This window comes from Duganella aquatilis (assembly GCF_009674565.1).
Taxonomy (GTDB): Bacteria; Pseudomonadota; Gammaproteobacteria; order Burkholderiales; family Burkholderiaceae_D; genus Rugamonas; species Rugamonas aquatilis.
The window spans coordinates 288,058-314,737 of record NZ_WKJL01000004.1; the positions used below are offsets into that span (position 1 = coordinate 288,058).

Consider the following 26,680-nt stretch of genomic DNA (forward strand, 5'->3'; position numbering starts at 1 on the left):
AATATCATGCCCAAGAATCCCAATGGCGGCGGCCTCATTCCGCCAGACCTCGCCACCGCCGACGGCGACAGCGCGCCCCTCGCCGAAAGCGCTAATCCCGGCGGCGGTCGCCGTGCGCCGGGTGGCGGCGCCGAAGCGCGCACCACCGAGACCAGCGCCGCCGCTCCCGATGGCGACGCCGCGCCGCACAGCAACGGTCACGCCGGCGAAGTTGGCCACAACATCGGCGCGCGCAAAAAACAATTTGTGATCGCCCCGCGCCATCCGCCGGAAGGCTTGCAGACGCTGGGCTTCCAGCCGCTGGCGTTCGACGCGCTGGAGCAGGCGCTGCGCAACAGCAGCGATATCGAAGTGGTCGACAAGGTCGGCCCGCGCTCCGTGTTGAGCGCACTGTCCAACGGCAGCGGCAGCGCGCAAGGCGTGCTGGTGGCGCGCATGACGGAACAGAAAGCCGCCGCGTTGCACCAGCAGGGCCAGGGCCGCCTGCTGGTCGAGCGCGACCAGCATCTGGCGCTGATGGAGCCGTCGCTGCGGCTGCCGGCCATGGTCACCGGCGTTACGCCGACCAATGGCGGCGGACCGGTGCTCAACGCCGTCATCAACGTCCTCGGCAAGGATGGCGCGCCGCAGGCCGACGCCGAAGTCTCGCTGTTCGGCAGCATGCTGCCGGCCAGTGGCGTGACCGACGCCAACGGTCGCGTGACGCTGTCGCTGTTCGGCGAAACCGCCGACACGGTGCGCGGCTTGTACGTCAAGCCCAAGGCCGATTACTGGAGCTTCTACCAGAGCGATCCGGACATCAGCAATGACGAACCGAATGTGGTGGCGTTGCGCGCGCTGTCCGACTGGCCGGCGCTGGCCGGTTTTCCGCGCCAGCGCTGCTACGGCTGGGGCCAGAAGGCCATGCGGCTCGACCAGTTGCCCGGCAACTACCGCGGCAAGGGCGTGAAGATCGCCATCATCGACTCCGGCGCCGCCACCACGCACGACAATCTGCACGGCATCCGCGCCGGCTTCGACGTGCTCAACAAGCAGACCAATCCCGACGGCTGGGACCAGGATACGCTGGGCCATGGCACCCACTGCGCCGGCGTCATCGCGGCGGCCGACATCGCCTCGGGCATCCGCGGCTTTGCGCCGGAGGCGGAAGTGCACGCCTGCAAGCTGTTCCCCGGCGGCCAGGTCAGCCAGCTGATCGACGCGCTGGAATACTGCATCGACAAGCAGGTCGACGTGGTCAACCTGTCGCTGGGCGGCGCCGAAGTGTCGGAGGCGCTGGAGCAGCAGATCATCCGCGCCAAGCGCGCCGGCGTGGCGTGCGTGGTCGCGGCCGGCAATTCGGGCGGCGCGGTGCAATATCCCGCTTCCTCGCCCAACGTGCTGGCAGTGGCGGCCATCGGCAAGCTGGATGAATTCCCGGCCGACAGCTACCACGCGCAGACGCTGGACAGCAACGTCGACGCCTACGGCTACTTCACGGCCAAGTTCAGCTGCTTCGGGCCGCAGGTGGCGGTGTGCGCGCCGGGCGTGGCGATCACCTCCTGCGTGCCGCCGAATAATTTCGCGGCCTGGGACGGCACCTCGATGGCGACGCCGCATGTGACCGGTCTGGCGGCGCTGACGCTGGCGCATCATCCGGACTTCCAGACCGCGCCGTACAAGACGCGCGGCCCGGAACGGGTGGAGCGGCTGTTCCAGATCATCCGCGCCAGCGCGCGCCGCGTCAGCCAGGGCGACCAGAGCCGCATCGGCTACGGCCTGCCGGATGTGCTGGTGGCGGTCGGCCTGCAGGCGCAGCCGGGCCAGCAGCCGGCGCAAGCGGTGGCGCCGCAACAGGCCGGCGTGATGACGCCTATGATGGCCGGGCTCATCGTCGGCAATCCGGTGGTCTACGATCCGCTGGGACTGGACCTGGCGCGGGCGCAGATGATGTACCACCCGCACTGGCAGCCGCTGCACGTGGGCCAGTTCCCGCTGCCCAAGCCCTACAATCCGATCATGTGGTAGGGCCGGAAATGCAAAAAGCCGCTCAAGGCGGCTTTTTGCATGATTTGGCGTCCCCACGGGGATTCGAACCCCGGTACTCACCGTGAAAGGGTGATGTCCTAGGCCTCTAGACGATGGGGACAGAAACTGTCCGTACTGGCCATTTGGAAATGTCTTTTGGCGTCCCCACGGGGATTCGAACCCCGGTACTCACCGTGAAAGGGTGATGTCCTAGGCCTCTAGACGATGGGGACATTTCCAAGGCGCGAATCATAGCAGCCTAATTCCACGAACGCAATACCAAACCCTTGTTTTTGCAGGAAAATCACAGCAAGATTGGCAGCGCTGCAACGTTGCCGCCTAGCGGCCGCCATCCATCCACGCTCTGAAGCCGGGCGGCGCCGAATTTTCCCTGCGCATCGCCGTCAGCAGTTCATCGCGCGGCACGCCCCGCTCCAATCTGGCGAGCCAGCTTGCCGCCCACGCGGCGCTCTCGGGATTCCCATTATCCCTAACCAGCGTATTGAATGCCTGATACGAATCGGCGGCATCGCCCAGCCACGCGTAGGCCAGCGCGGCCATGCGCGCGTATGCGGGAACGTCATAGCCATGACGCCAGGCGGTGATTGCCTTGCCCATGTCTTTTTCAGCCGGCGCGGTGCCCATGAGCGCAACGCGGAACAGCGCATACGATGTCTCCGGCGCTTCGGGCGCAAGGACGGAGGCCTGCATCAGGCTGGCCTGTGCCAACGCCAGCAAGTCCGGCTTTTTTGCGCCGGCGTTTTCCGCCAGTTTTGCGTAGGCTCCCCCTAACAGATAATGCAACTCGGGATTGTAGGGATCGTTGTCTACGGCGCGCGACAGGTAGCCGATGGCGGCGCGCGGATCGCCCCACTCGACCTGGGCGCGGCTCAAGGCCGTCTGGGCAAAATCGACGGCAGGGGCCGTCGCTGCGGCCACCGTCAAGCGCGCCAGCAGCTTTCCGCCCTGGGTGGGCGCAGGACAGGTCTTCAGCACGGCGTTGTCGAGCACGAATTCTCCTTCGATGCGGCTTAAGCGGGTGAAGTCGATGTCGGCCCTGGGCAGAGTCGGCACGTCGACCTGAAGAATTTGCAGAGACATCCGCCGGTAGCGCCACATGGCCGCGTCGAGATCACGGCCCGCCAGGCCGAATATCTCGGCGAACGCCGCACCGGAGTCAGCGCCATTATTGACCGCGTCGAGGTACTTCGCCATCCTGCCGCGATTTTCCTCCGACGAAAGCATGTAGTGCATGAGATTGAAAGCGCGCCCCATGAATTCCCATCGCTCATAGTACTCGGCACTTTGGTACGCGACAGGCTTGGACGTCGGTTTAAAATCGAGCACGTCGTCGAAAGAAAGACGTCCTCCGGCTCGACCTTCGTCAATCGCCTGCAGCCAATTGTAGGAGGTGCCGGCATCGCGCCCTATCGCCATTTGAGTATCGGTAAAGCGCACGCCGCCGAAATACGCGACAAAGCCAGTCATGAACCACGCGGGACCGCGAATGCGGGTGTGGCGGCGCAAGAAATTCTCGGAGTACAGCCATAGGCTATGCATCAGCGTGTAATCGTCTTCCGCGTGGAGCAGCGACGAATTTTGCAGCTTCCAGCTCTTTCCTGCGCTGTAAATGAAGACCTGCGTCGCGGATACACAGCTATTAGCCATGCCGATGGCGAACGGCATCTCCTCGCCAATCTCGGGCGGCCAGCTCACGCGCCCCTTGAGGAAGTACAGCGTGGGCTTGGGCATTGCTTCTTGCTCGTCCATGAAAGGCTTCAGATACAAGCGCAGAAGATAATCTAGCCGCTCCAGGTTGTTGACCAGCTCAATGACGTCGTCTGGATCGTCGTCGGAATAGACGATCATGTGCTGACTCTCGATCCGGAACCACGCTGACGGATCACGCACGCCTTTCACGACAACCGTAGAGGGATCCTGCTTTCCTTTAACGACCACCTTTTGCAGTTCGCTTCCGGACGCGCCGGCAGGCATAAGCGCAGCTGCCAACAGAAGTGAAAAGGCGTATTGGGCAGTGGTCATTTGCATCTTTCATGCAGCACCAGAACCGCTATGGCAATCCCGTCATCCGGGGCCGTAAAAAATAAGCCGCGGCACTCACGACAACGGCCGACGCAACAAGGATGCAGATCACCAGCCCCGGCACCTCTCCTGTCAACAACGCAAAGGATATCAGCGCCACGGGCAAGCACAAGGTCCAGACATTTAAGAGATTCAACCGCAGAAGCAGGAAATATATCGGAAGACCAAAAATAACGAATCCAACATAAAACATCGGCGTAAAAAACACTACCGCAACAAATAGTCCCTTGCCCACTCCGGTCAGCGTCTTTTCATAAACATCGTATCCCAGGAAGGACGTCACAGGAATGTTTGCCAGTGGCGCATACGATATTGCCCTCCACGGCATCGCATACTTGGCCGCCTCTTCGGATTTCTGAGTTCCCATTCGCCCCAATGCGCGAATCTCGTACGCCAACCATGCTCCGAAGACGGCAAAAAATAGAATAAACCAGAGCATGTTAACTCGAATACGCACCACCAATGAACGCACGGTATGCGCTGACGGCCTGCGCCTTGCTCATCGAGTTCATATGCCCTGCCTCATTGACAGCCTCAAAGCGCTTGCGCGGATTATTCAAGCTGTCGAACAGTTCCCGCGATATGCCAACCGGCGTCTGAACATCATTGACGCCGTTGATGATCAGCACCGGCCCATCATACGAACTTAGCGCAGCGCGGTTGTCGATGGCCAGCAGCTCCTGATCCAGCTTGACACGCACGAACGGCTTGGCGAACCAGGGAATTTGATTGTCGGCATAGGCTTGCGCATTGGTGCCGGTTCCCTCCAGCACCAGCGCGTCCAACTGTCGCTTGCCCGCCAATTTGGCGGCAACAAAACTGCCGAAAGAATGGCCGTGGACCACGAGCGTACCCTTGGTCGTGGCGCGCACATGGTCGTACAGCGCCAAAGTTTCGCGCTCCAGGTCCGGCAAGCCAAAGGATGACTCGGGCGCATCGCTGCGTCCGAAGTCGTGATAATCGTAGCTGATGAAGTTCGCGTTCATTTCGATAAACGGCTTTGCGATCATCGCGCCATTGACATCCACCCGCACGCCAGCGCCCATAAAGTACAACACCATAAATTGCGCATCAGGTTTATGCACAAAGATGCCTCGGCTGATGGCGCCATCGGGATGAGTAAATTCAATATCATCAACCTGGTAGGACGGCGCCGTCTTCTTCAGCAGCGCAACCTTGCCGGCATCTTTGGGGATGAATTGTTTGGACGTGATGTTGACGGTGGAGCAGCCGCCAACAAGCAGGGCCAGCAAGATCGCAAAAAACGGGAATTGGAATTTCATCAGGGATGCCATCCGCTTATCAACTATGAAGTTGCTCAGGATAGCATCTTGCCAAAATGGAAAATGCGTACTTTGTCACACCTGCGCAATCACGGATTTTTGCGGCGCAACTGGAACACATCAACCAACCGCGCGAGGCCGACGGCCTGCTCGCGCATCGCGCCGGCCGCTGCGGCGGACTCCTCCACCAGCGCTGCGTTCTGCTGCGTCACGCGATCCATATCGCTGATGGCCTGGTTGACCTGCTCGATGCCGGCCCGCTGCTCCTGGCTGGCATGGCTGATTTCCGCGATGATGTCGCTGACCCGGCGCACGCTGACCACCACCTCGCCCATGGTGGAACCGGCCCGGTCGACCAACGCCCCACCCTGCTCCACGTGGGCGCCGGACGCTTCGATCAGCACCTTGATCTGCCGCGCCGCATCGTGGCTGCGCTGCGCCAGCGTCCGCACTTCGCCGGCCACCACAGCGAAGCCGCGCCCCTGCTCGCCCGCGCGCGCCGCCTCCACCGCCGCGTTCAACGCCAGAATATTGGTCTGGAATGCAATGCCGTCAATCGCCGCAATGATGGCGCCCATCTCGCGTCCCGCCTGGCGGATCTCGGCCATGGTGGCCACCACTTGCGCCACCGCTTCACCGCCGCGCTGCGCCACTTCCGCCGCGCCGGCCGCCAGCTGGCGCGCCTGGTTGGCATTGTCGGCGTTCTGACGCACCGTGGCGGTCAGCTCCTCCATCGACGCGGCGGTTTCTTCCAGCGCGCCGGCCTGCTGCTCGGTACGTGCGGACAGGTCGGCGTTGCCGGCTTCAATTTGCCCCGACGCCGTCACGATCGCCTGCGTGCCGCCGCGTACCTCGGACACAATCCTGTGCAGGCTGGCGGTCATATCCCCGAGCGCGCCCAGCATCTGCCCCAATTCATCGCGACGCGACGCTGGCTTGCTGCCGCTCAGATCACCACTTGAAATGGCTTGCGCCACAGCCAGGGCGCCGTGCAGCGGACGAATAATCGAGCGGCTCAACGCCAGACTGGCGCCAATCGCGACGGCCGACACCAGCAACATCAGCACCGCCGTCAGATTGAACGTGCGTTTGCCGCTGGCGGTGGCAGCGTCGGTGATGGCGGCGCTGGACGCGGTCAACTGACCGATAGCCTCGGCCAGCAAGCTGGCCGGCTCGGCATCAATACCGCGCACGCTGGCATCGGCAGCGGCAACCGCCGCACTGCCGGCGCCGTCGACCAGCATGGCGCGGGCTGCGGCATAGCGCGTCCGCTGCTGCGCATGCAGCTCGACAAAGCGCGCCATGGTCTGGCGCGCGTCGCCATCCAGTTGCGACAACACGGCGCGCGCCTTGCCGTCGACCTCCGCCTCCGCCGCCAGGTAAGCATTCCATTGCTGATGTTGCACAGCCGGATCGGCGGCACGCAGCAGCGTATTTTTCCAGTGCAGCACCTCAACCTTGTAGGCCACCGCGATGTAGCCGACCACACGTTCGCGCGCAAAACTGTCCTGCACCGCCTTGCCGGAGTCCATCACCACATGGTTGAGCGTGTAGATACCTGCCAGCCCGGCCGCCAGCGCGACCAGAAGAGCGGAAATAAAGGCGAGAGGGAGTTTGAGACTGAGCTTCATGGCGGCGGCTTTCGATGGAAAGCGCGCAAGTATGAGCCCTCACAGAGCTTGGACAAAACGGAAAGTTTGAGGGGATACGATCGAAGAAATCGAAAATCCCTATGACGCAGGCAGCAGAGGTCTTCCTGCCCATAGCGCATACCGGCGTGCATGCACGCATGCGACTGGCCCGGTATTTCTCCGCAATCTTGCTTAGCGGCCCCTCATACTATTAAATTAACTCGGCACATCTCTTTTCGAGTAATGAGGCCTTGGCTTCTTCGAACGCCACGCGGTCAGGTCGCGGCCAGTTCTTCAGCGTCTTAAAACCCTCTGCCTGAATGCGCGCGTATTGAGCGGCCGTATTACCTGCCAAATCGCGCCGACAAGGATCGCTCCCGAGTACGAGTAAATGTTCAACCATGGACATTTCTTGCGCATAAAAAAGTGCTGTTTCACCGCGAGTATTTGCAGCATTCAACGTCGCGCCACGTGCGACCAAGCCGTCTAAAATTGTCAAATACCCCCGGTTTGCAGCCCAAATTACTGCACTCATTCCCTCATCGTCAGCATCGTTTGGGTTAGCCCCCGCATCCAGCAAAATTTTGACAATTTGGAGATTCCCGGACATAACTGCCATGGTCAAGCTCGTACGTCCCCCTTCGCCCCGGTGATGCACATTCGCCTTTTTTTTGATGCAATAGGTCAAGGTTTGAACATCGCCTTCAGCTGCCGCCTGCATTAGGCGAGTCATTCCCCATCTGCCCGGGCGATCAACGCCACCCAATGCTGACGTCACGATAAACTCGCGGACGCGTGAAATTAGGGAATAGATACGAGCAAGAAATGATCCTTGGGTTTGCTCGACGCGAATTGAGGTTTCGTCATACGGGATCGGGTACCACGATATTTGCTCGCCAGATTCAGCAATAGAATGGTGCTCTTCGCCGAACCCATCAGACCATTGAGCATTTACGCATTGCACCAGTAGACGTAGCTCGCTCGTGTTTAGCTTGCGGTGTACAAGGAATTCAGTGTTTACTCGAAGTGCACCTGTATCACGATCAAGCGTTAGATAGCAATATCCACCTTTAAAATGAGAAAGTGCATTATCTGCATCCTCCACCACCAGTTTGCCATCGAACTGATAACTATCGAAGCGAGACAAGCTCTCCAAGCTTTTGACTTCAACACCTGCTGCGTCAAAAATTGCTGCGGGACCACTTACAATGATGCGCAATTTCTTCCTCTTCTTTAACGAATCTATTCTTTAATTTTAAGATACATGATCAAGGCGATTTTCGTTACTTTTCATATGCGAAAAATGGTTGCCCGCTATTGGCCGGTTGGCGTCACGGAGCAGTGAGCCTCAAGGGCCAAGCCCCGTCATTTTATTGATAGAGGAATACGCCCAAAGCCGCAATTGAAGCGAGCACTAGCAGTCCCAAGAGATGTATCGCAACAATTTCAAAATAAATTTGCATTGCGAGGCCTCTATCGGCTCTTATTTTCCAACATTCCTTAAGAGTTCTCGGACGGACACAGTCAGGCTCCGCCTTCGCAATGAACTTAGAAAATCTCAATAGCGTCCGGCAGCGAATGGCCGGACGCTACATCATTCTATCGTTTAAGGTACTGGATCGGTCAATGCACCCAGGACAGTTGAGCGAACGAAGAAAACAGCTGCAACAAACGAGAACGTACTAAAAGACAAAAACAGGGCGATGAATGCAGGAGCCTCTCCTGGTCGCGCAGCCGACAATGCGGCCAAAAGCGCACTCAGAAAGTACACGACACTCAACGCGTAGCGCGCAAAGCGAGACCCGCTGAGCAACCATAAAAACATTCCAGTTAAGCCTAGCAATCTGACTATGCTCTTCTCTGGAGGCGCCCCCAATACCCAAGTCAGAATCTCGGCCAAAAGGGTAATGCCGAATATTATTCCAAGTATCTTAATTGATGTTTTCTTATTCAAAAAATTCTTCCTTTACCGTTTAATCCCGCCCTGTACGCGTAAGCTGCTGGAGAACCATCAACAGCAATGCGCCTAGTGGCAAGACCTCCACCGACTCTCAGTTCTTGCCGATATTTTTGTCCAGGAACCGCTCCACGCGGCTCCAGAAGTCGATACGGTTTTTCGGCAGTTTCCAGCCGTGGCCCTCTTCGTCGTACACCACCCATTCGACCTGGTGGTTATTGACCTGGACGGCGTCGCGGAACTTCACGCCATGGCTGAGCGGCACGCGCACGTCGGCGCTGCCGTAAGCCAGCAGCAGCGGCTGGCGGATGCGGTCGGCCAACAGCAATGGCGAGGTGGCTTTCAACTGTTCGGCGTCCTTCACCGGATCACCGATCATCGCCGGCATGCCGTAGCGCTTCAGGCCTTCGGTGGCATCGGATGTATAACCCCAGCCTGGGTTGTACATCAGGTTGATGTCCGTAACGCCCACCCATTCGAAACCGCACTTGTACAGCTCCGGATCTTTGGCCAGCCCCATCAGCGTGGCGTAGCCGCCATAGCTGGCGCCACCGATGCAGATGCGTCGGCTGTCGGCGTAGCCCTGGGCGATGGCCCAACGGGTGGCGTCGGCGACGTCGTCCTGCATCTTCAAACCCCATTGCTTCATCCCGGCCTCGAATAGCGCGTTGCCGTAGCCGGTGCTGCCGCGGAATTCCGGCTCGATCACCGCATAGCCACGTGTGGCCAGGAATTCGGCCTCCGCGTCCCACTCCCAGGTGCCGCCGCGTGTCCACGGGCCGCCGTGCACCAGCACTATCGCTGGCAGATTCTTGTTTGCGCCGCCAGGCGGCAGCGTGACCCAGACCGGGATGGTGAGGCCGTCACGCGCCTTGAAATAATGAAGATCGCGCGCACCCATCTCGGCCGGCTTGATCTTCGGCGCCAGCCGCCCCACTTCGGTCAGGCGCTTCGTCTCCGTGTTGAACACCAGGTAGCGGCGCGGCTGCTTGTCGGAATACGATTCCACCAGCATCCACGGCGTTTCCGGCCGCGTCGGCGGCGTGATCAGGTTGACGGCGCCAGGCAGCAACCTGTTGACGACACCTTGCAGCGCCTGCATTTCCGGGTCGAACCACGACACGCCTTCGGCATCGGCATGCACGCGGACACCCAGCAAGCGCTGCTTGCTGATGATCAGCTTGCCGCTGAAATCGAAGCCATCCAGGTTGACCAGTGCCTGGTCGGCCACCTTGTTGTGCTCCAGGTCATAGCGGAACAGGGCATCGAAGCCTTGCTGGTTGCTGGCGACGACATAGAGCATGCCGTCCGGGCCGAACGTCAGCGGATGAAATGGACCGATGCCCGTGTAGCCGTTGTAGGTGCTCAGGGCGCGCCATTGCCTGGTTGCCGGGTCCAGGTAGTTGATGGTCGCGGTGTCCTTGTCGAGCGTGGTAGTGATGCGCGGTTCACCCTTCTGGTCCAGCATCCAGACCTGGTGGTTGCCGGGATAGTCCACCGACTGTGTATGGCCGCTGCGGGTATTCAGGCGCAACAGCTCCCACGACGGGATGTTGTCGTTGCCGACCACCTCGTAAGACCGTACATACACGTAGTCGGAATCTTGCGCGCCCGTCTGGTTGAGCATGAAGGTGCGCCACGACAGCATGTTTTGATCGTCGCTGCCGTTTTTCAGCCAGCGCTGCGGCGTTCGGCCAGTTGGCGGTAATTCTTGCCGTCGCGATCGACCGCAAACAGGCCGGGCAGATAGTCATCGAACGAGCCCAGCCCCACGCTCTTGTCGATCGTGGTGAACAACAGGCGGTCATTATTAACCCATTGAACGTGGCCAATATCGGTGTCTTCCAGACGGGCCGCCAGGTGCACGCTCATGTCGCCGAGGTCGATGACGGCGATGCCGTCATGCAGATCATTGGCGCCGACCAGGGCGGCAAGGTAGCGGCCGTTGGGCGACAGCAGCGCGCCGTTGAAAGCGGCGTTGTCGAAGAAATCGGCGATCGGCGGCGCGGCGTGGACTGTGGCGGACAGCAGCAGCCCCACGCTCGCCGCGATGAGACGGTTAAATTTCATGGAATTACTAGTTTGCGTTGATCTGCCGTTCGCCCGCGAGCGGAGATAACGTAGGTTAATCACAATGTTGCTTAGGATAGCATCTTGCCCAGATGAAAAATGCGTACTTTGTCACGTTGCGCGACGGTGTTCGGGCTTGGAGGGAGGGAAAGTGAAGAGCACAGACAACAAAAAAGCCGCTCATGGCGGCTTCATCATTTTTTGGCGTCCCCACGGGGATTCGAACCCCGGTACTCACCGTGAAAGGGTGATGTCCTAGGCCTCTAGACGATGGGGACCAAGGAACCTCAATATGCATTCTGCGCTGTTGGTGGAGGTAAGCGGGATCGAACCGCTGACCTCTTGCATGCCATGCAAGCGCTCTCCCAGCTGAGCTATACCCCCCGGGCGCAGAAAACATTTACTACTTTTGCCATCGCTGGCGTCCCCACGGGGATTCGAACCCCGGTACTCACCGTGAAAGGGTGATGTCCTAGGCCTCTAGACGATGGGGACCTCGGAACTACCTTTTTACTACATCATCTCTGTGCGGTGGTGGAGGTAAGCGGGATCGAACCGCTGACCTCTTGCATGCCATGCAAGCGCTCTCCCAGCTGAGCTATACCCCCTCTGGCACAGATTTTTACTACTGACCAGCCTTGGCGAAGCTGGCGTCCCCACGGGGATTCGAACCCCGGTACTCACCGTGAAAGGGTGATGTCCTAGGCCTCTAGACGATGGGGACCTTGGCACTACCGTACTACAACCTCTGCAAACTGGTGGAGGTAAGCGGGATCGAACCGCTGACCTCTTGCATGCCATGCAAGCGCTCTCCCAGCTGAGCTATACCCCCGTTTGCGCGAGAGACAAGAGTATAGCAGAGGCGCCGTATTATGCAAATACCCTTTTGCAACTTTGCCCCTGCTTCAATGAATTAATTAGAGGAACTTTGCGAGGCGCGCCACAACCGTGTCGCGGCCGAAAATTTCCAGCACCGCGTCAATCGCCGGCGTCTGCAACTGGCCGGTGATGAACAGGCGCAACGGCATGGCGATCTGCGGCATCTTCAGGCCGTGGGCCGCCAGCACTTCCTTGATCATCGCGGCGATCGCAGCCTTGTTCCATTCCACCGTTTTGCACCGCTCGGCAAAGTCGGCCAGCGCCGGCTTGACGGCGTCGGTCACGTGCTGGGTCAGCAGCGCGGCGTCCGGCTGCGGCTCGCGGTAGAACAGCATGGCGGCGTCGGCCAGTTCGTTGACGGTGTTGGTGCGCTCCTTCAACAGACCCAGCACGGTCGCCAGCGCCGGTGCGCCGTCGAACACGGCGGCGGCGGCCAGCATGCGCGGCTTGGCCAGCTCGGCCAAGCGTTCGTTGTCGGCCTGCTTAATATAGTGGTTGTTCAGCCAGTTCAGTTTTTCGATGTTGAACTGCGCGGCCGAGTTCGACAGGTGCGAGCCGTCGAACCAGGCGCACACCTGTTCCATCGAGAACACTTCGTCGTCGCCGTGGCTCCAGCCCAGGCGCGCCAGGTAGTTCAGGATGGCTTCCGGCAGATAGCCTTCGGCCGGGTATTGCATGACGTTGACCGCGTCCTTGCGCTTGGACATCTTGGCGCCGTCCGAACCCAGGATCATCGGCAGGTGGCCGTACTCCGGCAGCGGTGCGCCGATGGCGCGCAGGATGTTGATCTGGCGTGGCGTGTTGTTGACGTGGTCGTCGCCGCGCAGCACGTGGCTGATTTCCATGTCCAGGTCGTCGATGGCGACGCAGAAGTTATAGGTCGGCGTGCCGTCGGTGCGGGCGATGACCAGGTCGTCCAGCTCTTTGTTGCCGATGGTGATGGGGCCTTTGACGAAATCGTTCCAGGTCACCTCGCCGTCCAGCGGATTCTTGAAGCGCACCACCGGCTTGCGGCCTTCCGGAATCGCCGGCAGGGTCTTGCCCGGCTCCGGACGCCAGGTGCCGTCGTAGCGCGGCTTCTGGCCGGCGGCGGTGGCGCGGTCGCGCATCGCCTGCACTTCTTCCGGCGACGAGTAGCAGTGGTAGGCGGTGCCGGCTTCCAGCATCTGGCCCACCACTTCGCGGTAGCGGTCCATGCGCTGCATCTGGTAGAACGGGCCTTCGTCGTGATTCAGGCCCAGCCATGCCATGCCTTCGATGATCGCCTGCACCGCTTCCGGGGTCGAGCGCTCCAGGTCGGTGTCTTCGATACGCAGCACGAAGGTGCCGCCGAAGTGACGGGCGAAGGCCCACGAATACAGCGCCGTGCGGGCGCCGCCGAGGTGAAGGTAGCCGGTCGGGCTGGGAGCGAAACGGGTGCGGACTGGCTTGGCTGGTGCGTTGGTCATCGAAGTAAAAAAGCTGAGATATAAAAGCGCTATTTTACAGTGTCGGCGAGGGCTTGGCGCTCAAAGCTGGCGCGGTACTTCTCGTGGGCGTCGGCGCGGGTGTTCATTTCGAACAGCAGGCCGCCGGGCGCTTCGCAAAAGAAGCGCGAGCCGCGCTCGTGCTGGAACATGCCGGTTTTCATGACGACGCCCTGCGCCAGCAGGTGCTGGTACAGCTCGCTGACCGCATCCACCGTCGGCAGTTCGAAGCCGAGGTGGAAGTTATGCGGCCAGACCACGGCATGGTCCTTGGCCTCGATCACGATGTCGAACTCGGCGCGCTTGAGCATGGCCACCGCCGGGCTGATGAATTCCAGCGCGCAGCCGAGGTGCTGCACGAAGAAGTTGGCGGTGGCTTTGACGTCGCTGGATGGGAAGCTGAGGTGATTGAATTTCATGGGTCTGACTCCTGTTGGTGAAGCCATCAGAATAAGACCCGGACGCCCTGCCCTCAACTCGCTTTCCGGTCGCGAAAAATCCTTTGCCGTCAACGACTTAACGCCGCCGCAAGCGGATTGCTCGCTTTTACCAGCCGCTGAAGCGCGGCCACACCGGCCAGTCGCCGCCGTTTTGCGGGATGACGTGGTACTGCCCGTGCTGCGCGCCGGTGGCGCAGGCGTGATTCGGCAGCACGCGCAGGCTGCTGCCGACCGGGAAGCGCTGGACGATGTCCACGCCCGCGTCACCGCGCCATTGCAGCACGCCGTGCTCCTGGTTGGCCTTGCCGAAACCGAGGTCGGGAAGCGGCTGGCCATCGGCGTCGCACACCACGCCATAGCCGTGCGCTTGATGGCCGAGGTCGCGGCTCATCGCCATCCAGCCGCCATCGGTGATGATCCAGCCTTGCGCCGGCTGGTGGCCGATCACGGTGCACAGCACGCTGATGGCGATCTCGTCCCGCGTACAGACGCCGACGTCGGCCATCACCATGTCGAAGAAGACGTAGACGCCGGCGCGCACTTCGGTCACGCCGTCCAGATGGCGCGCGCTGAGCGCCGTCGGCGTGGAGCCGACGCTGACCACGTCGCACGCATGGCCGGCGCCGCGCAGCAGCATGGCGGCCGCCACGCAGCGGGAGCGTTCCTGCTCCGCCATCGCTTCCAGCGCTTCCGGCGTGTTCAGATCATAGGATGCGCCGGCATGCGTCATCACGCCCTTGAGGCGGGCGCCGCCTTGCAGTGCGGCGGCAATGTCCAGCAGCATCGGGTCGGCGGGCTTGACGCCGGAGCGGTGACCGTCGGTATCGATTTCAATCAGCACCTCGTAGCACACGCCGTGTTCGGCGCCGTGGCGGGCCACCTGCTCCGCCATCGCCACCGATTCCACCAGCAGCGTCAGGCGCAGTCCGGCGCGGATCAGCTTCAGCGCGTGGTCCAGCTTGTTCGGCACGATGGCGACTGCGTACAGAATATCCTCGACGCCGGCGCGGAAGAACTCTTCCGCCTCCTTCAGGGTCGAAACGGTGATGCCGCGCGCGCCGGCGGCGATCTGGCGGCGCGCCACTTCCAGGCATTTGCTGGTCTTGACGTGCGGGCGGAACGACACGCCCAGCTTGTCCATGCGGTTCTGCATGCGCTCGATGTTGTGCTGCATGCGGCGCTCGTCCAGCAACAGGACCGGGGTTTCCAGGATGTTTTGCATGACCAGCTCCTTATTTGCGATAAAATACATTCTATCCAATTTTAGACAAATTAGCCAATCATGCGCAATCAAGCCCAACTTCTGCTTCTGGACCGCGATGCAATCGCCGGCCTGCTCACGCCGGACATGGCGCTCACAGCGGCGAGCACCGCATTCACACTGCAGGGCACGCAGCAGGGACGCATCTTCCCGGTCGTGCGCGAGGCGCTGGCGACGGGCGGCGTGTTCGGCATCAAGTCGGGCGATATCGCCAGCCAGGATGTGCTTGGCTTCAAGGCGGCCGGCTTCTGGCCGGCCAACCGCGCGCTGGGCGGCGAGCCGCACCAGGCCACGGTGATGCTGTTCGATCCATCCACCGGGCGGCCGCGCTGCATCATGGACGGCAATGCGATCACCACCGCGCGCACCGCGGCGGCGGGCGAACTCGGCTTGCGCATGCTGGCGCGCCAGGACAGCCGGACGCTGTGCATGTTCGGCACCGGCGTGCAGGCCGCCGCGCAAACAGCGGCCGCGTTGCGCGCCCTGCCTTCGCTGAAAGAGATACGCTACGTGTCGCACCGCGGCGCACCGGACGCCGGCTTTGAAGCACAATTCGCCGCCTGGGGCAAGCCCGAACACGCGGCCGATGCCGATGCGGCGGTGGCTGCCAGCGACGTCGTCATCACGGCAACGCCGGGCCGTGGACCGCTGTTCAGCGCCAGCGCGGTACGGCCCGGTACGCACATCAACTGCGTCGGCGCCGATACGCGCGGCAAGCGCGAGCTGCCGGAGGGCTTGCTGCAACAGGCGCGCATCGTCGTTGACGACCAGGCCCAGGCCAGCACGCTCGGCGAAATGCAGTGGGCCACCGGACTGGCAAGCGTGCAGATGGGGGATCTGCTGGCAGGCCTCGCATCGTTCACGCGCGAACCGGCGGACATCACGGTGTTCGACATGACCGGCCTGGCCTTGCAGGATCTGGTGCTGGGAGAGTTTCTATATAAAGCAGCGCAACGGGATGGCGCCGGCCTGAGCGTGGCCTGGCCGTGGTAAGCGGCTAGCCGGCCAGGACGCCGAAGGCTGCGGCGCGGACGCGCCGCGCCAGATCCGCCACATCGTGCTCACCGCGCTGGCCGGCGGCATCCACCAGCCCACGGATGATCACGAACAGATCGGCGGCGGCAACCGCGCGACGCGCGGCATCCTGCAGATGCGGCGGCGCGTCCGGCTTGTCGAGCACGATAAGCAGCAGGTCGTGGAAGCTGTGCTGTCCCGCCATCGCCGCGCGGATCTCCGGACGTCCTTCCTCCTGATCCAGCAGCCGCGCCAGATTCGGCCGCGTCAGCTGCTGCGCCACACCGACATCGATGAAGGCCGACAGCGCCTCGCGCCACGACGGCAACGCAGCGGCCGCAGCCGCAGCGGCGTGCGACCTGGCTTCCTCGCGCATCAGCAGCGCCAGGGTCAGTGCATCTTTACTGGGGAAGTATTGGTACAGCGTGCCGATGCTGGCGCCGGCGCGACGCGCCACGGCATTGGTGTTGAAACCCTCCAGCCCGTCCTCCTCCAGCACCAGCGCAGCCGCCTCCAGCAGCGCATCCACGGTGTGGACGGCGCGGCTCTGGCGTGGCGCTTTGCGAAGACGAAGTGCGGCAGGCGGCATAAAACAGGCTGTGTGTAAAAACATCATTTTAGCGCGATGCCGGATATCCGAATTGACATCCAGATAATCTAACAGCAAACTACTCTGCATTACAGAGTACTCTATGGATCATCAATGAATCAGCAACTGGCGCGCGACCTCCTGGCGGAGATTGAAGAAACACAGCAACGCAGCGAGCAATACCTGGGCTACTGGCGCCGGGGGCCGATCGTGCAACTGTGGGGCGTGGTGTGGATCGTCGCGCACCTGGCCTGCTACTGGCTGCCGGGCAAGGCCGGCAGCATCTGGATGCTCTGCGACGTGGCGGGTTTTATCGGCACCATCGTGCTGCGCTGGCGCGAGAACGACGGCGCCAACCAGCAGCAGAACGACCGCCGGCTGGCGTGGGCCGGCTGCATCCTGCTGGCGTTCGGCATCATCGTCTCCATGCTGATCGGCCCGCGCAGCCGCAGTATTGAAGTGTTCTGGACCTGCCTGGCGATGAGCACCTATATGCTGCACGGCCTGTGGTTCGGCCTGCGCTGGACCGTGCTGGGCGGCCTGGTGATCGCCGTCAGCCTGGCCGCCTATCTGCTCCAAGGGCCTTGGTACGACCTGATCATGGCGGTTGCGGCCGGCGGCGGCCTGCTGCTGGGCGGCACCTGGATGCGCCACGCGCGCTGAGGACAACGGCAATGGACGGCCTCGACGAAGTCATACACCAAAGCACGCGGCTGCGCATGATGACGGCGCTGCATACCCTGAAAAAGGACGAATGGATTGAATTCGTCCGCCTGAAATCGCTGGTCAACGCCAGCGACGGCAACCTTGGCGCGCACCTGGAAACCCTGGCGCGCGCCGGCTATGTCGAGATCGACAAACAAATCGTCGGCAAAAAACCGCTGACCCGCATCCGCACCACGCCTGCCGGCCGCGCCGCCTACCGCCACCACGTGGCGCAACTGCGCGCATTGCTGGATATGTGATCACCTGACCTGAGAGGACCACCATGCACATGACTTTGATCGGCTGGCTGCACACCCTGGCCTGTTTCTACGCGCTGGCAATCGGCGGCGTGCTGCTGTGGCGCGCCAAGGGCGGCGCCACGCACCGGCGCGACGGCCTGCGCTACATCTACGCCATGACCTTCGTGAACGTGAGCGCGCTGTGCATCCATCAGCTGGGTGGCTTCAATGTGTTCCACGTGCTGGCGCTGGTCACGCTCGCCAGCCTGGCGATCGCCTTTGCCAGCGCCCGCTGGCGCAAGCCGGGCCGTCACTGGCTGCGCATCCACCTGACCGCCATCGTCTTCAGCTACTACCAGCTGATCGGCGGCCTGATCAACGAAGCCTTTGTGCGCGTGCCCTTGCTGCACGGCGAGCGCGCGATGGCCGGCCTGGTGCAGGGCGTGACGATGATGGCGTTCCTGATGCTGCTGGCCTACTTCTGGGGACGGACGGCGCGCACCGGCATGGCGGCGGTGGCGCTGGCGGCGATGGCGAGCGCCTCGCAGGCAGCCACGGTGACGCTGGATCTGAAAGATGTCGTGCCAGGCAAAGGCACGCTGATGATCTCCATCTACAACAACAGCGAGCAGTTCCTGCACAAGTCGATGAAGAGGCTGGAGGTGCCGGCCGGCGAAGCGGCCATGCAGGTCAAGCTGGACGACCTGGCGCCGGGCGACTACGCGATTGCGTTGTTCCAGGACGTGAACAGCAACGGCAAGATGGATACGCTGATGTTCGGCATCCCGTCAGAGCCGACCGGCTTCAGCAACAATGCCGAAGCCAAGTTCGGGCCGCCGAAATACGAGGCCGCCCGCTTCACGCTGCCGGCCGAGGGCAAAACCATCGCCGTCACGCTGCACAAGTAGTTACTTGACGGTGATCTTGATTTCCTTGTTCATGCTGGGGCCGTAAGCCTGGTGCAGGCCGTTGGCAAACTGCATGGTCAAGGTGTAGTTCCCTGGCGGCAGGGTCAGTTCGGTTTCGGTCTGGCCCTTGCCGAAGTGAAGGTGCTTGTCGTCCACCGGTATCACCTCGCCGGCCTTGACCGGCGCGGCGTTGATCAGCAGATGATGGTGACCGGTATTGGCCGTCATGTCGCCGGCCGGCTTGACGCTCATGCCGGCCACCGCGAACCTGACCTTGAACGGGCTGCTCACGGTTGCGCCGTTGACTGGCTCGACAAACGACACCGTTTGCTGCGCCCACGCGCTGGCGCCCAAGGCCAGCAGCGTTGCCGCCAATACCGATTTCATCATGGTTGCTCCTGTTAGTCGTTTTTGACGACGATCGTAGGGAACTTGCTGGTCATGTCCTTGGCTTTTTCCGACACCTGGATCGCCACCTTGCGCGCGATGGCCTTGTAGATGGCAGCCACCTGGCCGTCCGGATCGGCCACCACGGTCGGCTTGCCGGCGTCAGCCTGCTCGCGGATCGCCATGGTCAGCGGCAGCGCGCCGAGGAAGTCGACGTGGAAGTCCTTGCACATCTTCTCGCCGCCGCCGTGACCAAAGATTTCTTCCGCATGGCCGCAGTTGGTGCAGATGTGCACGCTCATGTTTTCCACGATGCCCAGGATCGGAATGCCGACCTTCTCAAACATCTTCAGGCCCTTGCGCGCGTCCAGCAGCGCGATGTCCTGCGGCGTGGTGACGATCACGGCGCCGGTCACCGGCACTTTTTGCGACAGCGTCAGCTGGATGTCGCCGGTGCCTGGCGGCATGTCGACGATCAGGTAGTCCAGGTCGCGCCAGTTGGTCTGCTCCAGCAGCTGTTGCAGCGCCTGGGTGACCATCGGGCCGCGCCACACCATCGGCTCGTCCGGATCGATCAGGAAGCCGATCGACGACACCTGCACGCCGTAGTTCTCCAGCGGCTCCATCGATTTGCCGTCCTTGGTTTGCGGACGGCCGGACACGCCCAGCATCATCGGCTGCGACGGGCCATAGATGTCGGCGTCCAGCAGGCCGACCGACGCGCCTTCGGCCGACAGCGCCAGCGCCAGGTTGACGGCGGTGGTCGATTTGCCAACACCGCCCTTGCCCGAGGCCACGGCGATGATGTTTTTGACATTCACCATCGGCTTCAGGCCGCGCTGCACCGTGTGCGCGATGATCTTGCTGTACACGCTGACGCTGATGTTGCCCACGCCTGGCAGGGTTTTCAGGCCGGCGATCACGCTGCTGCGGATGGCGTCGATCTGGCTTTTGGCCGGGTAGCCCAGTTCGATGTCGAGCGAGATATCGCTGCCATCAACCTTCAAATTTTTGACGGCCTTGCCCGATACGAAATCTTTCGTTGTGTTCGGGTCAACAATTTTCGACAAGGCGGCCTTGACGTCTTCTACTGCAATGGTCATGTAACTCTCCGTGAAATATGCCGTCATTCTAGCGCAACCTGCGCAAGTGCCGCATCCACTGGTAAAATGCTCCTTTTCCACCCACAAAGTGCAACAACCATGACTCGCAAGCTGTTCGTCACCACTGCCCTGCCCTACGCAAACGCCGCTTTCCATATTGGCCACATGATGGAGTACATCCAGGCCGACATCTGGGTCCGGTTCCAGCGAATGCAGCGCGACAACGGTGTGGCGCGCGAAGTCCATTTTGTGGGCGCCGACGACACGCACGGCACGCCGATCATGATCGCCGCCGAGAAGGAAGGCATCACGCCGCAGCAGTTCGTGGCCAAGATCGCCGCCGGCCGCGCCCAGTACCTGGACGGTTTCCACATCGCCTTTGACAACTGGTATTCGACCGACTCGCCGGAAAACGTCGAGCTGTCGCAAGGCATCTACCGCAAGCTGCGCGATGCCGGCCTGATCCAGACCAAAATCGTGCCGCGCTTCTACGACCCGGTCAAAGGCATGTTCCTGGCCGACCGCAACATCAAGGGCGAGTGCCCGGTGTGCCACGCCAAGGACCAGTACGGCGACAACTGCGAAGTGTGCGGCGCCGCCTACCAGCCGACCGAACTGATCAATCCGTTCTCGGTATTCACCAACGCCACGCCGGTGCTGAAGGATTCGGAACAGTACTTTTTCAAGCTGTCCGACCCGAGCTGCTACGAATTCCTCAAGGAATGGCTGAACACGCCTGGCCGCCTGCAGCCGGAAATGGTCAACAAGGTCTCCGAATGGCTGGGCGAAGCCGGCGAAAAGCTGGCCGACTGGGACATCTCGCGCGACGCGCCCTACTTCGGCATCCCGATTCCTGACGCGCCGGGCAAGTATTTCTATGTCTGGCTGGACGCGCCGGTCGGCTACCTGGCCTCGCTGAAGAACTACTTCGACAAGAAGGGCCTGGACTACGACGCCTTCCTGCGCGATTCGAACACCGAACAGATCCACTTCATCGGCAAGGACATCGTGTCCTTCCACCTGCTGTTCTGGCCGGCGATGCTGAAGTTTGCCGGCCACCCGACCATCGAGCGCATGCGCGTGGCGGTGCACGGCCACCTGACCGTCAACAACGAAAAAATGTCCAAGTCGCGCGGCACCGGCATCTCGCCGCTGCGCTACCTGAACCTGGGCATGAATCCGGAATGGCTGCGCTACTACATCGCCTTCAAGCTGAACTCCAAGGTGGAAGACCTGGACTTCACCGGCGACGATTTCGTGGCCCGCGTCAACTCGGACCTGATCGGCAAATACGTCAACATCGCCTCGCGCTGCGCCGGCTTCATCGCCAAGAAGTTCGACGGCAAGCTGGCCTCCAGCCTGTCCGACAACGCCCAGGCGTGGATCAAGCGCGCGCTGGTGACGGCTGACGGCACCGAGCGCCAGGCCAGCATCGCCGCCAATTTCGAGGCGCGCGAGTACGGCAAGGCGCTGCGCGAAATCATGGAAATCGCCGACATCACCAACCAGTATGTCGACGAGAACAAGCCGTGGATCCTGGCCAAGGACGAATCGAAAGTCGCCGAGCTGCACGACGTCTGCACCACCGCGCTGATCCTGTTCCGCCAGCTGACGCTGCTGCTGTCGCCGGTGCTGCCGGGCGTGGCCGCCAACGTGGCCAAGTTCCTCAACGACGAGCAGCTGCTGTGGGACGATACCAATGTCGCCAGCGGCGTGGTGTCGAGCGCCATGCTGGGCCGCACCATCGGCGCCTACGCGCACCTGATGACCCGCGTCGACGCCAAGATGATCGAAGACCTGTTCGACGCGCCGCAAGGCGCCGCCGCGCCAGCGGTCAAGGCCGAGAAACCGGCCAAGGCCAAGGCCGCGCCGGCTGTCGCCGTGACCGAAACCGGCATCGAAGTCATCGCGCCGGAAATCTCGGTGGACGACTTCTTCAAGGTCGATCTGCGCATCGCCAAGATCGTCAACTGCGAACACGTGGAAGGCTCGGACAAGCTGCTGCGCCTGACGCTGGACGCCGGCGAAGGCCGCCTGCGCAACGTCTTCTCGGGCATCAAGTCGATGTACCAGCCGGAAGACCTGATCGGCAAGCTGACCGTGCTGGTGGCCAACCTGGCGCCGCGCAAGATGAAGTTTGGCGTGTCGGAAGGCATGGTCATGGCGGCTTCGGCGGTTGATGAAAAGACCAAGCCGGGCATCTACATCCTGAACCCATGGCCGGGCGCGGAACCTGGCATGCGCATCAGTTAAGGAATCCGGCATGAATCTGATGGTGCGAGAAGCAACAAAGGACGATGCCAAACTGATCGCCGAGCTCACGCGTGCTGCGTGGGCCGGCAAGGTAAGCGTCACCTCAAGTGGCCACCGCGAAACCGCCGTCATCGTTGCAGAACACCTGCGCGATGGCGGCGGTTTTGTTTTGGAGATCGACAACCGCGCGGTCGGCTCGGTGCGCTGGCTGCCGCTGGACGCGGAGCAGGACGTGTGGGAAGTGTGCCGCATGGGAGTGCTGCCGGAGTATCGCGGCAGCAATCTTTCCCAGCATCTACTAGAGGCGGTGATCCATCACGGCCTGGCCACCGGCGTGGAAGAGGTGCGGCTGGCGGTGCGCGCCGACCAGCCCAAGCTGATCGATTTCTACACCGCCTACGCGTTCGAGCTGGCCGAGGAACTGGAATATTCCCACGCCAATCCGCTGGAGCCGCCGCCGCTGGTCATGCGACGTCTGCTGCGGCACTGACAGGCGTACGAGAGCGAGTCCTACGTGCGCGGCGGCGCCTGCATGAAAGAATGACTGTTCATTCTCTTAGGAGCTCGACATGAACAGCAAACTGATTGCCCTCATCGCAGCCGCCAGCCTGAGCGCTGCCGCCGTCGCCCAAACCGCTGCGCCGACCACGCCGCCACCTGCCGGCCAGGCCACCACCGGCTCCCAGCCGCTGACGCCAGGCGCGGTCCCGGCCGGCACGCCAAACAATACCCTGCCGCTGACCCAGCCGCGCAGCACGCTGAACAACACGCCGTCGAACAACCTCAACAACAATCTCAACAATAGCGCCAACCTGAACAATCTGAACAACAACCTCAACACCAACAGCACGCTCAACAGCACTAACAACCTGAACAATAACAACAACCTGAACAACATCAACCGCAACAACTCGGTGAACTGCGTCAACGGCGTGAACGCCGGCGTCGGCTCGACGGCAGCCATGGCGACCGGCCAGGTCCGTACTGACACCGCACCGAATGTCGCTTGCAACAGCAACGGCACGCAACCCGGCCAGGTGCGTCCATGAAGAACCTGGCCACCCTCTGCCTGCTCGCAGGCTGCCTGAGCGCCCCCGCCTTTGCACAGCAGACCAATCCTGACCCGTCCGTCAAAACCGGCAACGGCAAGACGGCGCCGGCCAAGAAGTCCGACAAGCCGGCCCAAGCCGCCTGCGGCAGCATGCAGGGCGGCACCGAGGCCAGTGGCGGCGAGAGCGTCGAGGCGCATGCCAAGACCGGCAAAGCCCAGGCCGCGAACTGCGGCAAGGAAAACGGCAAGGCCTCCGCGCCGCATGCCGCCCCCACCACGCCCAATCCGGACGTGAAACGTTAAACCCACCACAAGGAGTCCATCATGAACAGCAAACTGATCGCCATCATTGCGGCGGCATGCATGAGCACTGCCGCCATCGCCCAAACCTCGGGCACCTCGAACACCGGCACGCCAGCCACGGGTGAAAGCAAAGCCACCAGCGGCGAGCAGAACGCCACCGCCATGCAGAACAATTCCAACATGCAGAACACCGCGCCGGCAAAAACCGCGAAGGACCGCAAGGCGCGGAAAAACGCCAACGCCGACTGCAACACCGCCCACACCGACGGCAACGCCACCGCACCGGCCCACTCGCCATGCGAAGACACCACCGTTAAATCAAAGCGTTAATCTGAAACCGGGGTCAGTTCTGCCAATCGCACACGAGCTCAACCATTGAAATGGTTGAGCTCGTGTGCGATTGGCAGAACTGACCCCGGTTGTTACAGCGCCAGCGTGATCGGGCCGCTGCCCGCGCGCGGCGCGGTTGAGCAGAGCAGCACCTGTCCGTCATCGGGCTGGGCGCTGCAGGTGCGCGTGGACGCCGTCTCGCCACCTTGCAATCCCACCGCGCAGGAACCGCAGACGCCGGACCGGCAGCCCGAGGGCGCCTGCACACCATTGGCCTCCGCCAGATCGAGCAGGCTGGCGTGCGTGCCGTCCCAGGTAGCCTCGACACCAGAGGCGGCGAAGCGCACGGCGACCGGCTGCTGCGTCACCTGCGCCGCCGGTGGCGCCGTCTCGCGCTTGACGCTGGCCGGGCCGAACGCTTCGAAGCGGATCCGCTCGTCGGCCACATTCAGCTTGCGCAAGCCGTCGTACATGGCTTGCATGAAGCCCGCCGGGCCGCACAGGTAAAAATCGTAGTCGTCAAACGGCAGCATGTCCTTCAACAGCTTGATGTCGATGCGGCCCAGCTCGACGTGCACAAACAGATTGCCATGCCCCGCCGCCATCGTTTGCAGGTGCACGCCAAAAGGATGGCCGGCATCGCGCGCACCGTGGATGAAGTAGATCGGATGCTTGTGCCGCGTGCGGCTGCCGTTCACCAGCAGGCCGTTCAGCATGGCAATCATCGGCGTGATGCCGATGCCCGCCGACAGCATCACCACCGGCCGCTGCGTACCCTCTTCAAACGTGAAGTCGCCGCCCGGTCCCATCAGCTCGATCTGCGCGCCCGGCGCCAGGTGGGCATGCAGCCAGCGCGACACCACGCCGTCGCGCTTGACGCTGATGCGGTAGCGGCGGCCATCCGGCGCGTCGGAAATGGTGTAGCTGCGAATCTGCGACGCGGCGCCGTCACCGGCCCACTCCGGCACGCGCAGCGTAATGAACTGGCCCGGCACATGCGCCGCCACGCCCATGCCATCGGCCGGCTCCAGGTAGAACGAACGCACGTCCGCACTTTCCGCCACCACATCCGTCACGCTGAATGGCCGCCAGCCCTTGGTCAGCGACGAGGCAGCCTGCACGCTGTCCGCCTCGCGCCAGTTGCCGGTGCGGACGAGCTGTGCGGCCGGCTTCGGCTCGCTCCAGCGGAATGGCAGCGCCGCCACGTTGCGCACCACTTCGCGCACGTGAAAGCGCAGCAGCTTCTCGGCGCCGGCGAAGGCTTGCAGCTGCGGACCATCCCAGATGATTTCCGCCTCCACCGCGATATGCAGCATGTCGCCGCGCTCGAAGTCGATGAACAGCAGGCCGGCGCGCGGATGCTCCAGCAGGTTGCCCAGCGTGTTGAAGAAATAGTTGCCGACAAACTCAGGCGCCGTCAGCGTGCGCTCATCGTCCACGCGCACGAAGCCGGGCCGGCCGCCGCGGTGCGACACGTCCACGCCACGGCCCCTGCCCGCATCGGCCGACATATTGGCGCTGGCGATGAAGAAGGTATCGGCACGCGCGATCAGCTCGCGGTCGGCAGCGCTCAAGGCAATGCCGCGCAGCACTTGCACTTTGTGACCATCCGCCAGCGCAGCGGTGTGCAGGCGATGCTGGATGTACTGCGGGCAGTTGCCGAAACTCTGCGTGACGCTGATGCGCAAGTTGCCGTCATCGGCCGCCACGATCTCGCCGTTGACGCGGTTGCGGCGGCGCGTGGCCGGCGCCAGCCCCAGTCCGCCGATGTGGGCGCCGGCGTGCAACTGCCCCTCCAGCGGATCGCCCGGCAACATGCCGCCGTCGATGCGCAGCGTGCGCGCATCGGGCGTGACGATGAAGCCGGGTTCGGCCGCCAGCATGGTCGCCCACGGCTGTCCCGCCGCATCCAGCGCACCGAGGAAGAAGAACGGCAGTTCGTGGAAGAACTCGCGATGCTGTTCCGGCATGTGATCCCGAATGTATGCCGTCGCCCCCGCCATCTGCTCGCGCACGCCGGCGCGCTCCTGGATCGCCAGTTCACCGGCATGGAAGATCGTTGCGACGGCATTCATGATTACACCTCCTCGGGAGCGAGTCCAGCCTGGGTGGCCGGCATGGCGACAAAACCTGGCAGCGCGCGCACGTTGTCCAGCCAGGCACGGATGTTCGGATACGGTTTCAGCGAGACGCCGCCTTCCGGCGCGTGGGCGATGTAGCTGAAGCCGGCCACGTCGGCGATGCTGGCGTGCTCGCCCGCCAGCCAGCGGCGGCCTTGCAGTTCCTGTTCCATCACGTCGAACAGGCGCACGGCGATGTCCTTGGCAACCTGGTGGTCGCGCGGCGCGTTGAACACGGTGACCAGTCGGGCGGCGGCGGGGCCGTAGGCGATTTTGCCGGCGGCGGCCGACAGCCAGCGCTGCACATTGGCGGCCGCCACCGGATCGCGCGGCAGCCAGCGGCCGCTGTCGTCATATTTCGAGGCCAGGTAGACCAGGATGGCGTTGGAATCGGCCAGCGTCACCTCGCCGTCCTGCAGCACCGGAATTTCGCCGAAGGCGTTCAGCGACAGGAAGGGCTGCTGGCGGTGTTCGCCGGCGCCCAGGTTGACCTGCACGAATTCGTGCGGCAGGTTCAGCAGGCTGAGGAACAGGCGTGCGCGGTGGGTGTGGCCGGAGAGGGGAATGCCGTACAGCTTCAT

Annotated in this window: 26 protein-coding genes and 8 tRNA genes; 10 read left to right on the top strand and 24 right to left on the bottom strand. The window is 62.4% G+C overall.

The window, feature by feature from the left end:
• The first annotated feature begins 6 nt into the window (after positions 1 to 6).
• Positions 7 to 2,007 (top strand): S8 family serine peptidase, encoded by a 2,001-nt coding sequence (locus GJ698_RS09110; protein WP_154357295.1) that lies wholly within the window; start codon positions 7 to 9, stop codon positions 2,005 to 2,007.
• 45 nt (positions 2,008 to 2,052) lie between these two features.
• Here GJ698_RS09110 and GJ698_RS09115 read toward each other — a convergent pair.
• From GJ698_RS09115 to GJ698_RS09200, 19 genes are all read right to left on the bottom strand, one after another.
• Positions 2,053 to 2,128, bottom strand: a tRNA-Glu gene (locus tag GJ698_RS09115).
• A gap of 36 nt (positions 2,129 to 2,164) precedes the next feature.
• Positions 2,165 to 2,240 (bottom strand) — tRNA-Glu (locus GJ698_RS09120).
• A 106-nt stretch (positions 2,241 to 2,346) separates the two neighbouring features.
• Positions 2,347 to 4,050 (bottom strand): tetratricopeptide repeat protein, encoded by a 1,704-nt coding sequence (locus GJ698_RS09125; RefSeq protein ID WP_166454839.1) that lies wholly within the window; start codon positions 4,048 to 4,050, stop codon positions 2,347 to 2,349.
• Positions 4,051 to 4,078: 28 nt separating this feature from the next.
• Positions 4,079 to 4,549 (bottom strand): hypothetical protein, encoded by a 471-nt coding sequence (locus GJ698_RS09130; protein WP_154357297.1) that lies wholly within the window; start codon positions 4,547 to 4,549, stop codon positions 4,079 to 4,081.
• 1 nt (position 4,550) lies between these two features.
• Positions 4,551 to 5,393 (bottom strand): alpha/beta fold hydrolase, encoded by an 843-nt coding sequence (locus GJ698_RS09135; RefSeq protein ID WP_154357298.1) that lies wholly within the window; start codon positions 5,391 to 5,393, stop codon positions 4,551 to 4,553.
• Positions 5,394 to 5,482: 89 nt separating this feature from the next.
• Positions 5,483 to 7,024 carry a methyl-accepting chemotaxis protein gene (locus GJ698_RS31260; RefSeq protein WP_208023796.1) on the bottom strand — a complete coding sequence of 514 codons (1,542 nt, stop codon included), beginning with the start codon at positions 7,022 to 7,024 and terminating at the stop codon, positions 5,483 to 5,485.
• Positions 7,025 to 7,235: 211 nt separating this feature from the next.
• A complete protein-coding gene (locus tag GJ698_RS09145) occupies positions 7,236 to 8,243 on the bottom strand; it encodes an ankyrin repeat domain-containing protein (protein WP_154357299.1) in 1,008 nt (335 codons plus the stop codon).
• A gap of 387 nt (positions 8,244 to 8,630) precedes the next feature.
• The gene (locus GJ698_RS09150; protein WP_154357300.1) at positions 8,631 to 8,978 is read right to left on the bottom strand and encodes a hypothetical protein; all 348 of its coding nucleotides are present in this window, start codon (positions 8,976 to 8,978) and stop codon (positions 8,631 to 8,633) included.
• Positions 8,979 to 9,075: 97 nt separating this feature from the next.
• The gene (locus GJ698_RS09155) at positions 9,076 to 10,629 is read right to left on the bottom strand and encodes a S9 family peptidase (RefSeq protein ID WP_229259897.1); all 1,554 of its coding nucleotides are present in this window, start codon (positions 10,627 to 10,629) and stop codon (positions 9,076 to 9,078) included.
• A gap of 23 nt (positions 10,630 to 10,652) precedes the next feature.
• Positions 10,653 to 11,051, bottom strand: a complete 399-nt coding sequence (locus GJ698_RS30880) for a hypothetical protein (protein WP_229259898.1) — start codon at positions 11,049 to 11,051, stop codon at positions 10,653 to 10,655.
• A 202-nt stretch (positions 11,052 to 11,253) separates the two neighbouring features.
• Positions 11,254 to 11,329 (bottom strand) — tRNA-Glu (locus GJ698_RS09160).
• A 30-nt stretch (positions 11,330 to 11,359) separates the two neighbouring features.
• Positions 11,360 to 11,435: transfer RNA gene (locus tag GJ698_RS09165), tRNA-Ala, on the bottom strand.
• Between the two features lie 35 nt (positions 11,436 to 11,470).
• Positions 11,471 to 11,546: transfer RNA gene (locus GJ698_RS09170), tRNA-Glu, on the bottom strand.
• 37 nt (positions 11,547 to 11,583) lie between these two features.
• A tRNA-Ala gene (locus tag GJ698_RS09175) sits at positions 11,584 to 11,659 on the bottom strand.
• Between the two features lie 40 nt (positions 11,660 to 11,699).
• Positions 11,700 to 11,775 (bottom strand) — tRNA-Glu (locus GJ698_RS09180).
• Positions 11,776 to 11,807: 32 nt separating this feature from the next.
• Positions 11,808 to 11,883, bottom strand: a tRNA-Ala gene (locus GJ698_RS09185).
• Positions 11,884 to 11,968: 85 nt separating this feature from the next.
• Positions 11,969 to 13,378 carry a glutamate--tRNA ligase gene (gene gltX, locus GJ698_RS09190; RefSeq protein WP_154357301.1) on the bottom strand — a complete coding sequence of 470 codons (1,410 nt, stop codon included), beginning with the start codon at positions 13,376 to 13,378 and terminating at the stop codon, positions 11,969 to 11,971.
• A 29-nt stretch (positions 13,379 to 13,407) separates the two neighbouring features.
• Positions 13,408 to 13,815 carry a VOC family protein gene (locus tag GJ698_RS09195; RefSeq protein ID WP_154357302.1) on the bottom strand — a complete coding sequence of 136 codons (408 nt, stop codon included), beginning with the start codon at positions 13,813 to 13,815 and terminating at the stop codon, positions 13,408 to 13,410.
• 127 nt (positions 13,816 to 13,942) lie between these two features.
• Entirely contained in the window at positions 13,943 to 15,058 is a 1,116-nt protein-coding gene (locus GJ698_RS09200) for an alanine racemase (protein ID WP_154357303.1), read from the bottom strand.
• A gap of 60 nt (positions 15,059 to 15,118) precedes the next feature.
• On the opposite strand from GJ698_RS09200, the gene GJ698_RS09205 reads away from it, so the two are divergent.
• Complete coding sequence (locus GJ698_RS09205; RefSeq protein ID WP_154357304.1) at positions 15,119 to 16,090, top strand: ornithine cyclodeaminase family protein; 972 nt, start codon at positions 15,119 to 15,121, stop codon at positions 16,088 to 16,090.
• 4 nt (positions 16,091 to 16,094) lie between these two features.
• Here the strand turns inward: GJ698_RS09205 and GJ698_RS09210 are convergent, their stop codons facing one another.
• Positions 16,095 to 16,700 carry a TetR/AcrR family transcriptional regulator gene (locus tag GJ698_RS09210; RefSeq protein ID WP_229259899.1) on the bottom strand — a complete coding sequence of 202 codons (606 nt, stop codon included), beginning with the start codon at positions 16,698 to 16,700 and terminating at the stop codon, positions 16,095 to 16,097.
• A gap of 114 nt (positions 16,701 to 16,814) precedes the next feature.
• Between GJ698_RS09210 and GJ698_RS09215 the strand changes: the two genes are divergently transcribed.
• Genes GJ698_RS09215 through GJ698_RS09225 form a run of 3 tightly spaced genes read left to right on the top strand, consistent with a single transcriptional unit; the run spans position 16,815 to position 18,552 of the window.
• Positions 16,815 to 17,363 carry a hypothetical protein gene (locus tag GJ698_RS09215; RefSeq protein ID WP_154357305.1) on the top strand — a complete coding sequence of 183 codons (549 nt, stop codon included), beginning with the start codon at positions 16,815 to 16,817 and terminating at the stop codon, positions 17,361 to 17,363.
• Positions 17,364 to 17,374: 11 nt separating this feature from the next.
• Positions 17,375 to 17,665, top strand: coding sequence for a transcriptional regulator (locus GJ698_RS09220; RefSeq protein WP_154357306.1), 291 nt, complete (start codon positions 17,375 to 17,377; stop codon positions 17,663 to 17,665).
• Positions 17,666 to 17,688: 23 nt separating this feature from the next.
• Entirely contained in the window at positions 17,689 to 18,552 is an 864-nt protein-coding gene (locus tag GJ698_RS09225; RefSeq protein WP_154357307.1) for a DUF2141 domain-containing protein, read from the top strand.
• Here GJ698_RS09225 and GJ698_RS09230 read toward each other — a convergent pair whose 3' ends face one another.
• Together GJ698_RS09230 and apbC are read right to left on the bottom strand one after the other, a co-directional pair.
• Positions 18,553 to 18,942 carry a DUF4399 domain-containing protein gene (locus tag GJ698_RS09230; RefSeq protein ID WP_154357308.1) on the bottom strand — a complete coding sequence of 130 codons (390 nt, stop codon included), beginning with the start codon at positions 18,940 to 18,942 and terminating at the stop codon, positions 18,553 to 18,555. It abuts the gene before it with no gap.
• An 11-nt stretch (positions 18,943 to 18,953) separates the two neighbouring features.
• Complete coding sequence (apbC, locus tag GJ698_RS09235) at positions 18,954 to 20,042, bottom strand: iron-sulfur cluster carrier protein ApbC (RefSeq protein WP_154357309.1); 1,089 nt, start codon at positions 20,040 to 20,042, stop codon at positions 18,954 to 18,956.
• Between the two features lie 99 nt (positions 20,043 to 20,141).
• Between apbC and metG the strand changes: the two genes are divergently transcribed.
• The 5 genes from metG to GJ698_RS09260 all read left to right on the top strand — a co-directional run bounded on the left by metG (position 20,142) and on the right by GJ698_RS09260 (position 23,979).
• Positions 20,142 to 22,295, top strand: coding sequence for a methionine--tRNA ligase (metG, locus tag GJ698_RS09240; protein WP_229259900.1), 2,154 nt, complete (start codon positions 20,142 to 20,144; stop codon positions 22,293 to 22,295).
• 10 nt (positions 22,296 to 22,305) lie between these two features.
• Complete coding sequence (locus tag GJ698_RS09245; protein WP_154357311.1) at positions 22,306 to 22,785, top strand: GNAT family N-acetyltransferase; 480 nt, start codon at positions 22,306 to 22,308, stop codon at positions 22,783 to 22,785.
• A gap of 79 nt (positions 22,786 to 22,864) precedes the next feature.
• Positions 22,865 to 23,344, top strand: coding sequence for a hypothetical protein (locus tag GJ698_RS09250; protein ID WP_154357312.1), 480 nt, complete (start codon positions 22,865 to 22,867; stop codon positions 23,342 to 23,344).
• A complete protein-coding gene (locus GJ698_RS09255) occupies positions 23,341 to 23,649 on the top strand; it encodes a hypothetical protein (protein ID WP_154357313.1) in 309 nt (102 codons plus the stop codon). Before GJ698_RS09250 ends, GJ698_RS09255 begins: the two co-directional genes overlap by 4 nt.
• Positions 23,650 to 23,670: 21 nt before the next feature.
• Entirely contained in the window at positions 23,671 to 23,979 is a 309-nt protein-coding gene (locus tag GJ698_RS09260; RefSeq protein ID WP_154357314.1) for a hypothetical protein, read from the top strand.
• Between the two features lie 92 nt (positions 23,980 to 24,071).
• Here the strand turns inward: GJ698_RS09260 and GJ698_RS09265 are convergent, their stop codons facing one another.
• Both GJ698_RS09265 and GJ698_RS09270 read right to left on the bottom strand, forming a co-directional pair.
• Positions 24,072 to 26,054 (bottom strand): 2Fe-2S iron-sulfur cluster-binding protein, encoded by a 1,983-nt coding sequence (locus GJ698_RS09265; protein ID WP_154357315.1) that lies wholly within the window; start codon positions 26,052 to 26,054, stop codon positions 24,072 to 24,074.
• A 2-nt stretch (positions 26,055 to 26,056) separates the two neighbouring features.
• The gene (locus GJ698_RS09270) at positions 26,057 to 26,680 is read right to left on the bottom strand and encodes a glutathione S-transferase family protein (RefSeq protein WP_154357316.1); all 624 of its coding nucleotides are present in this window, start codon (positions 26,678 to 26,680) and stop codon (positions 26,057 to 26,059) included.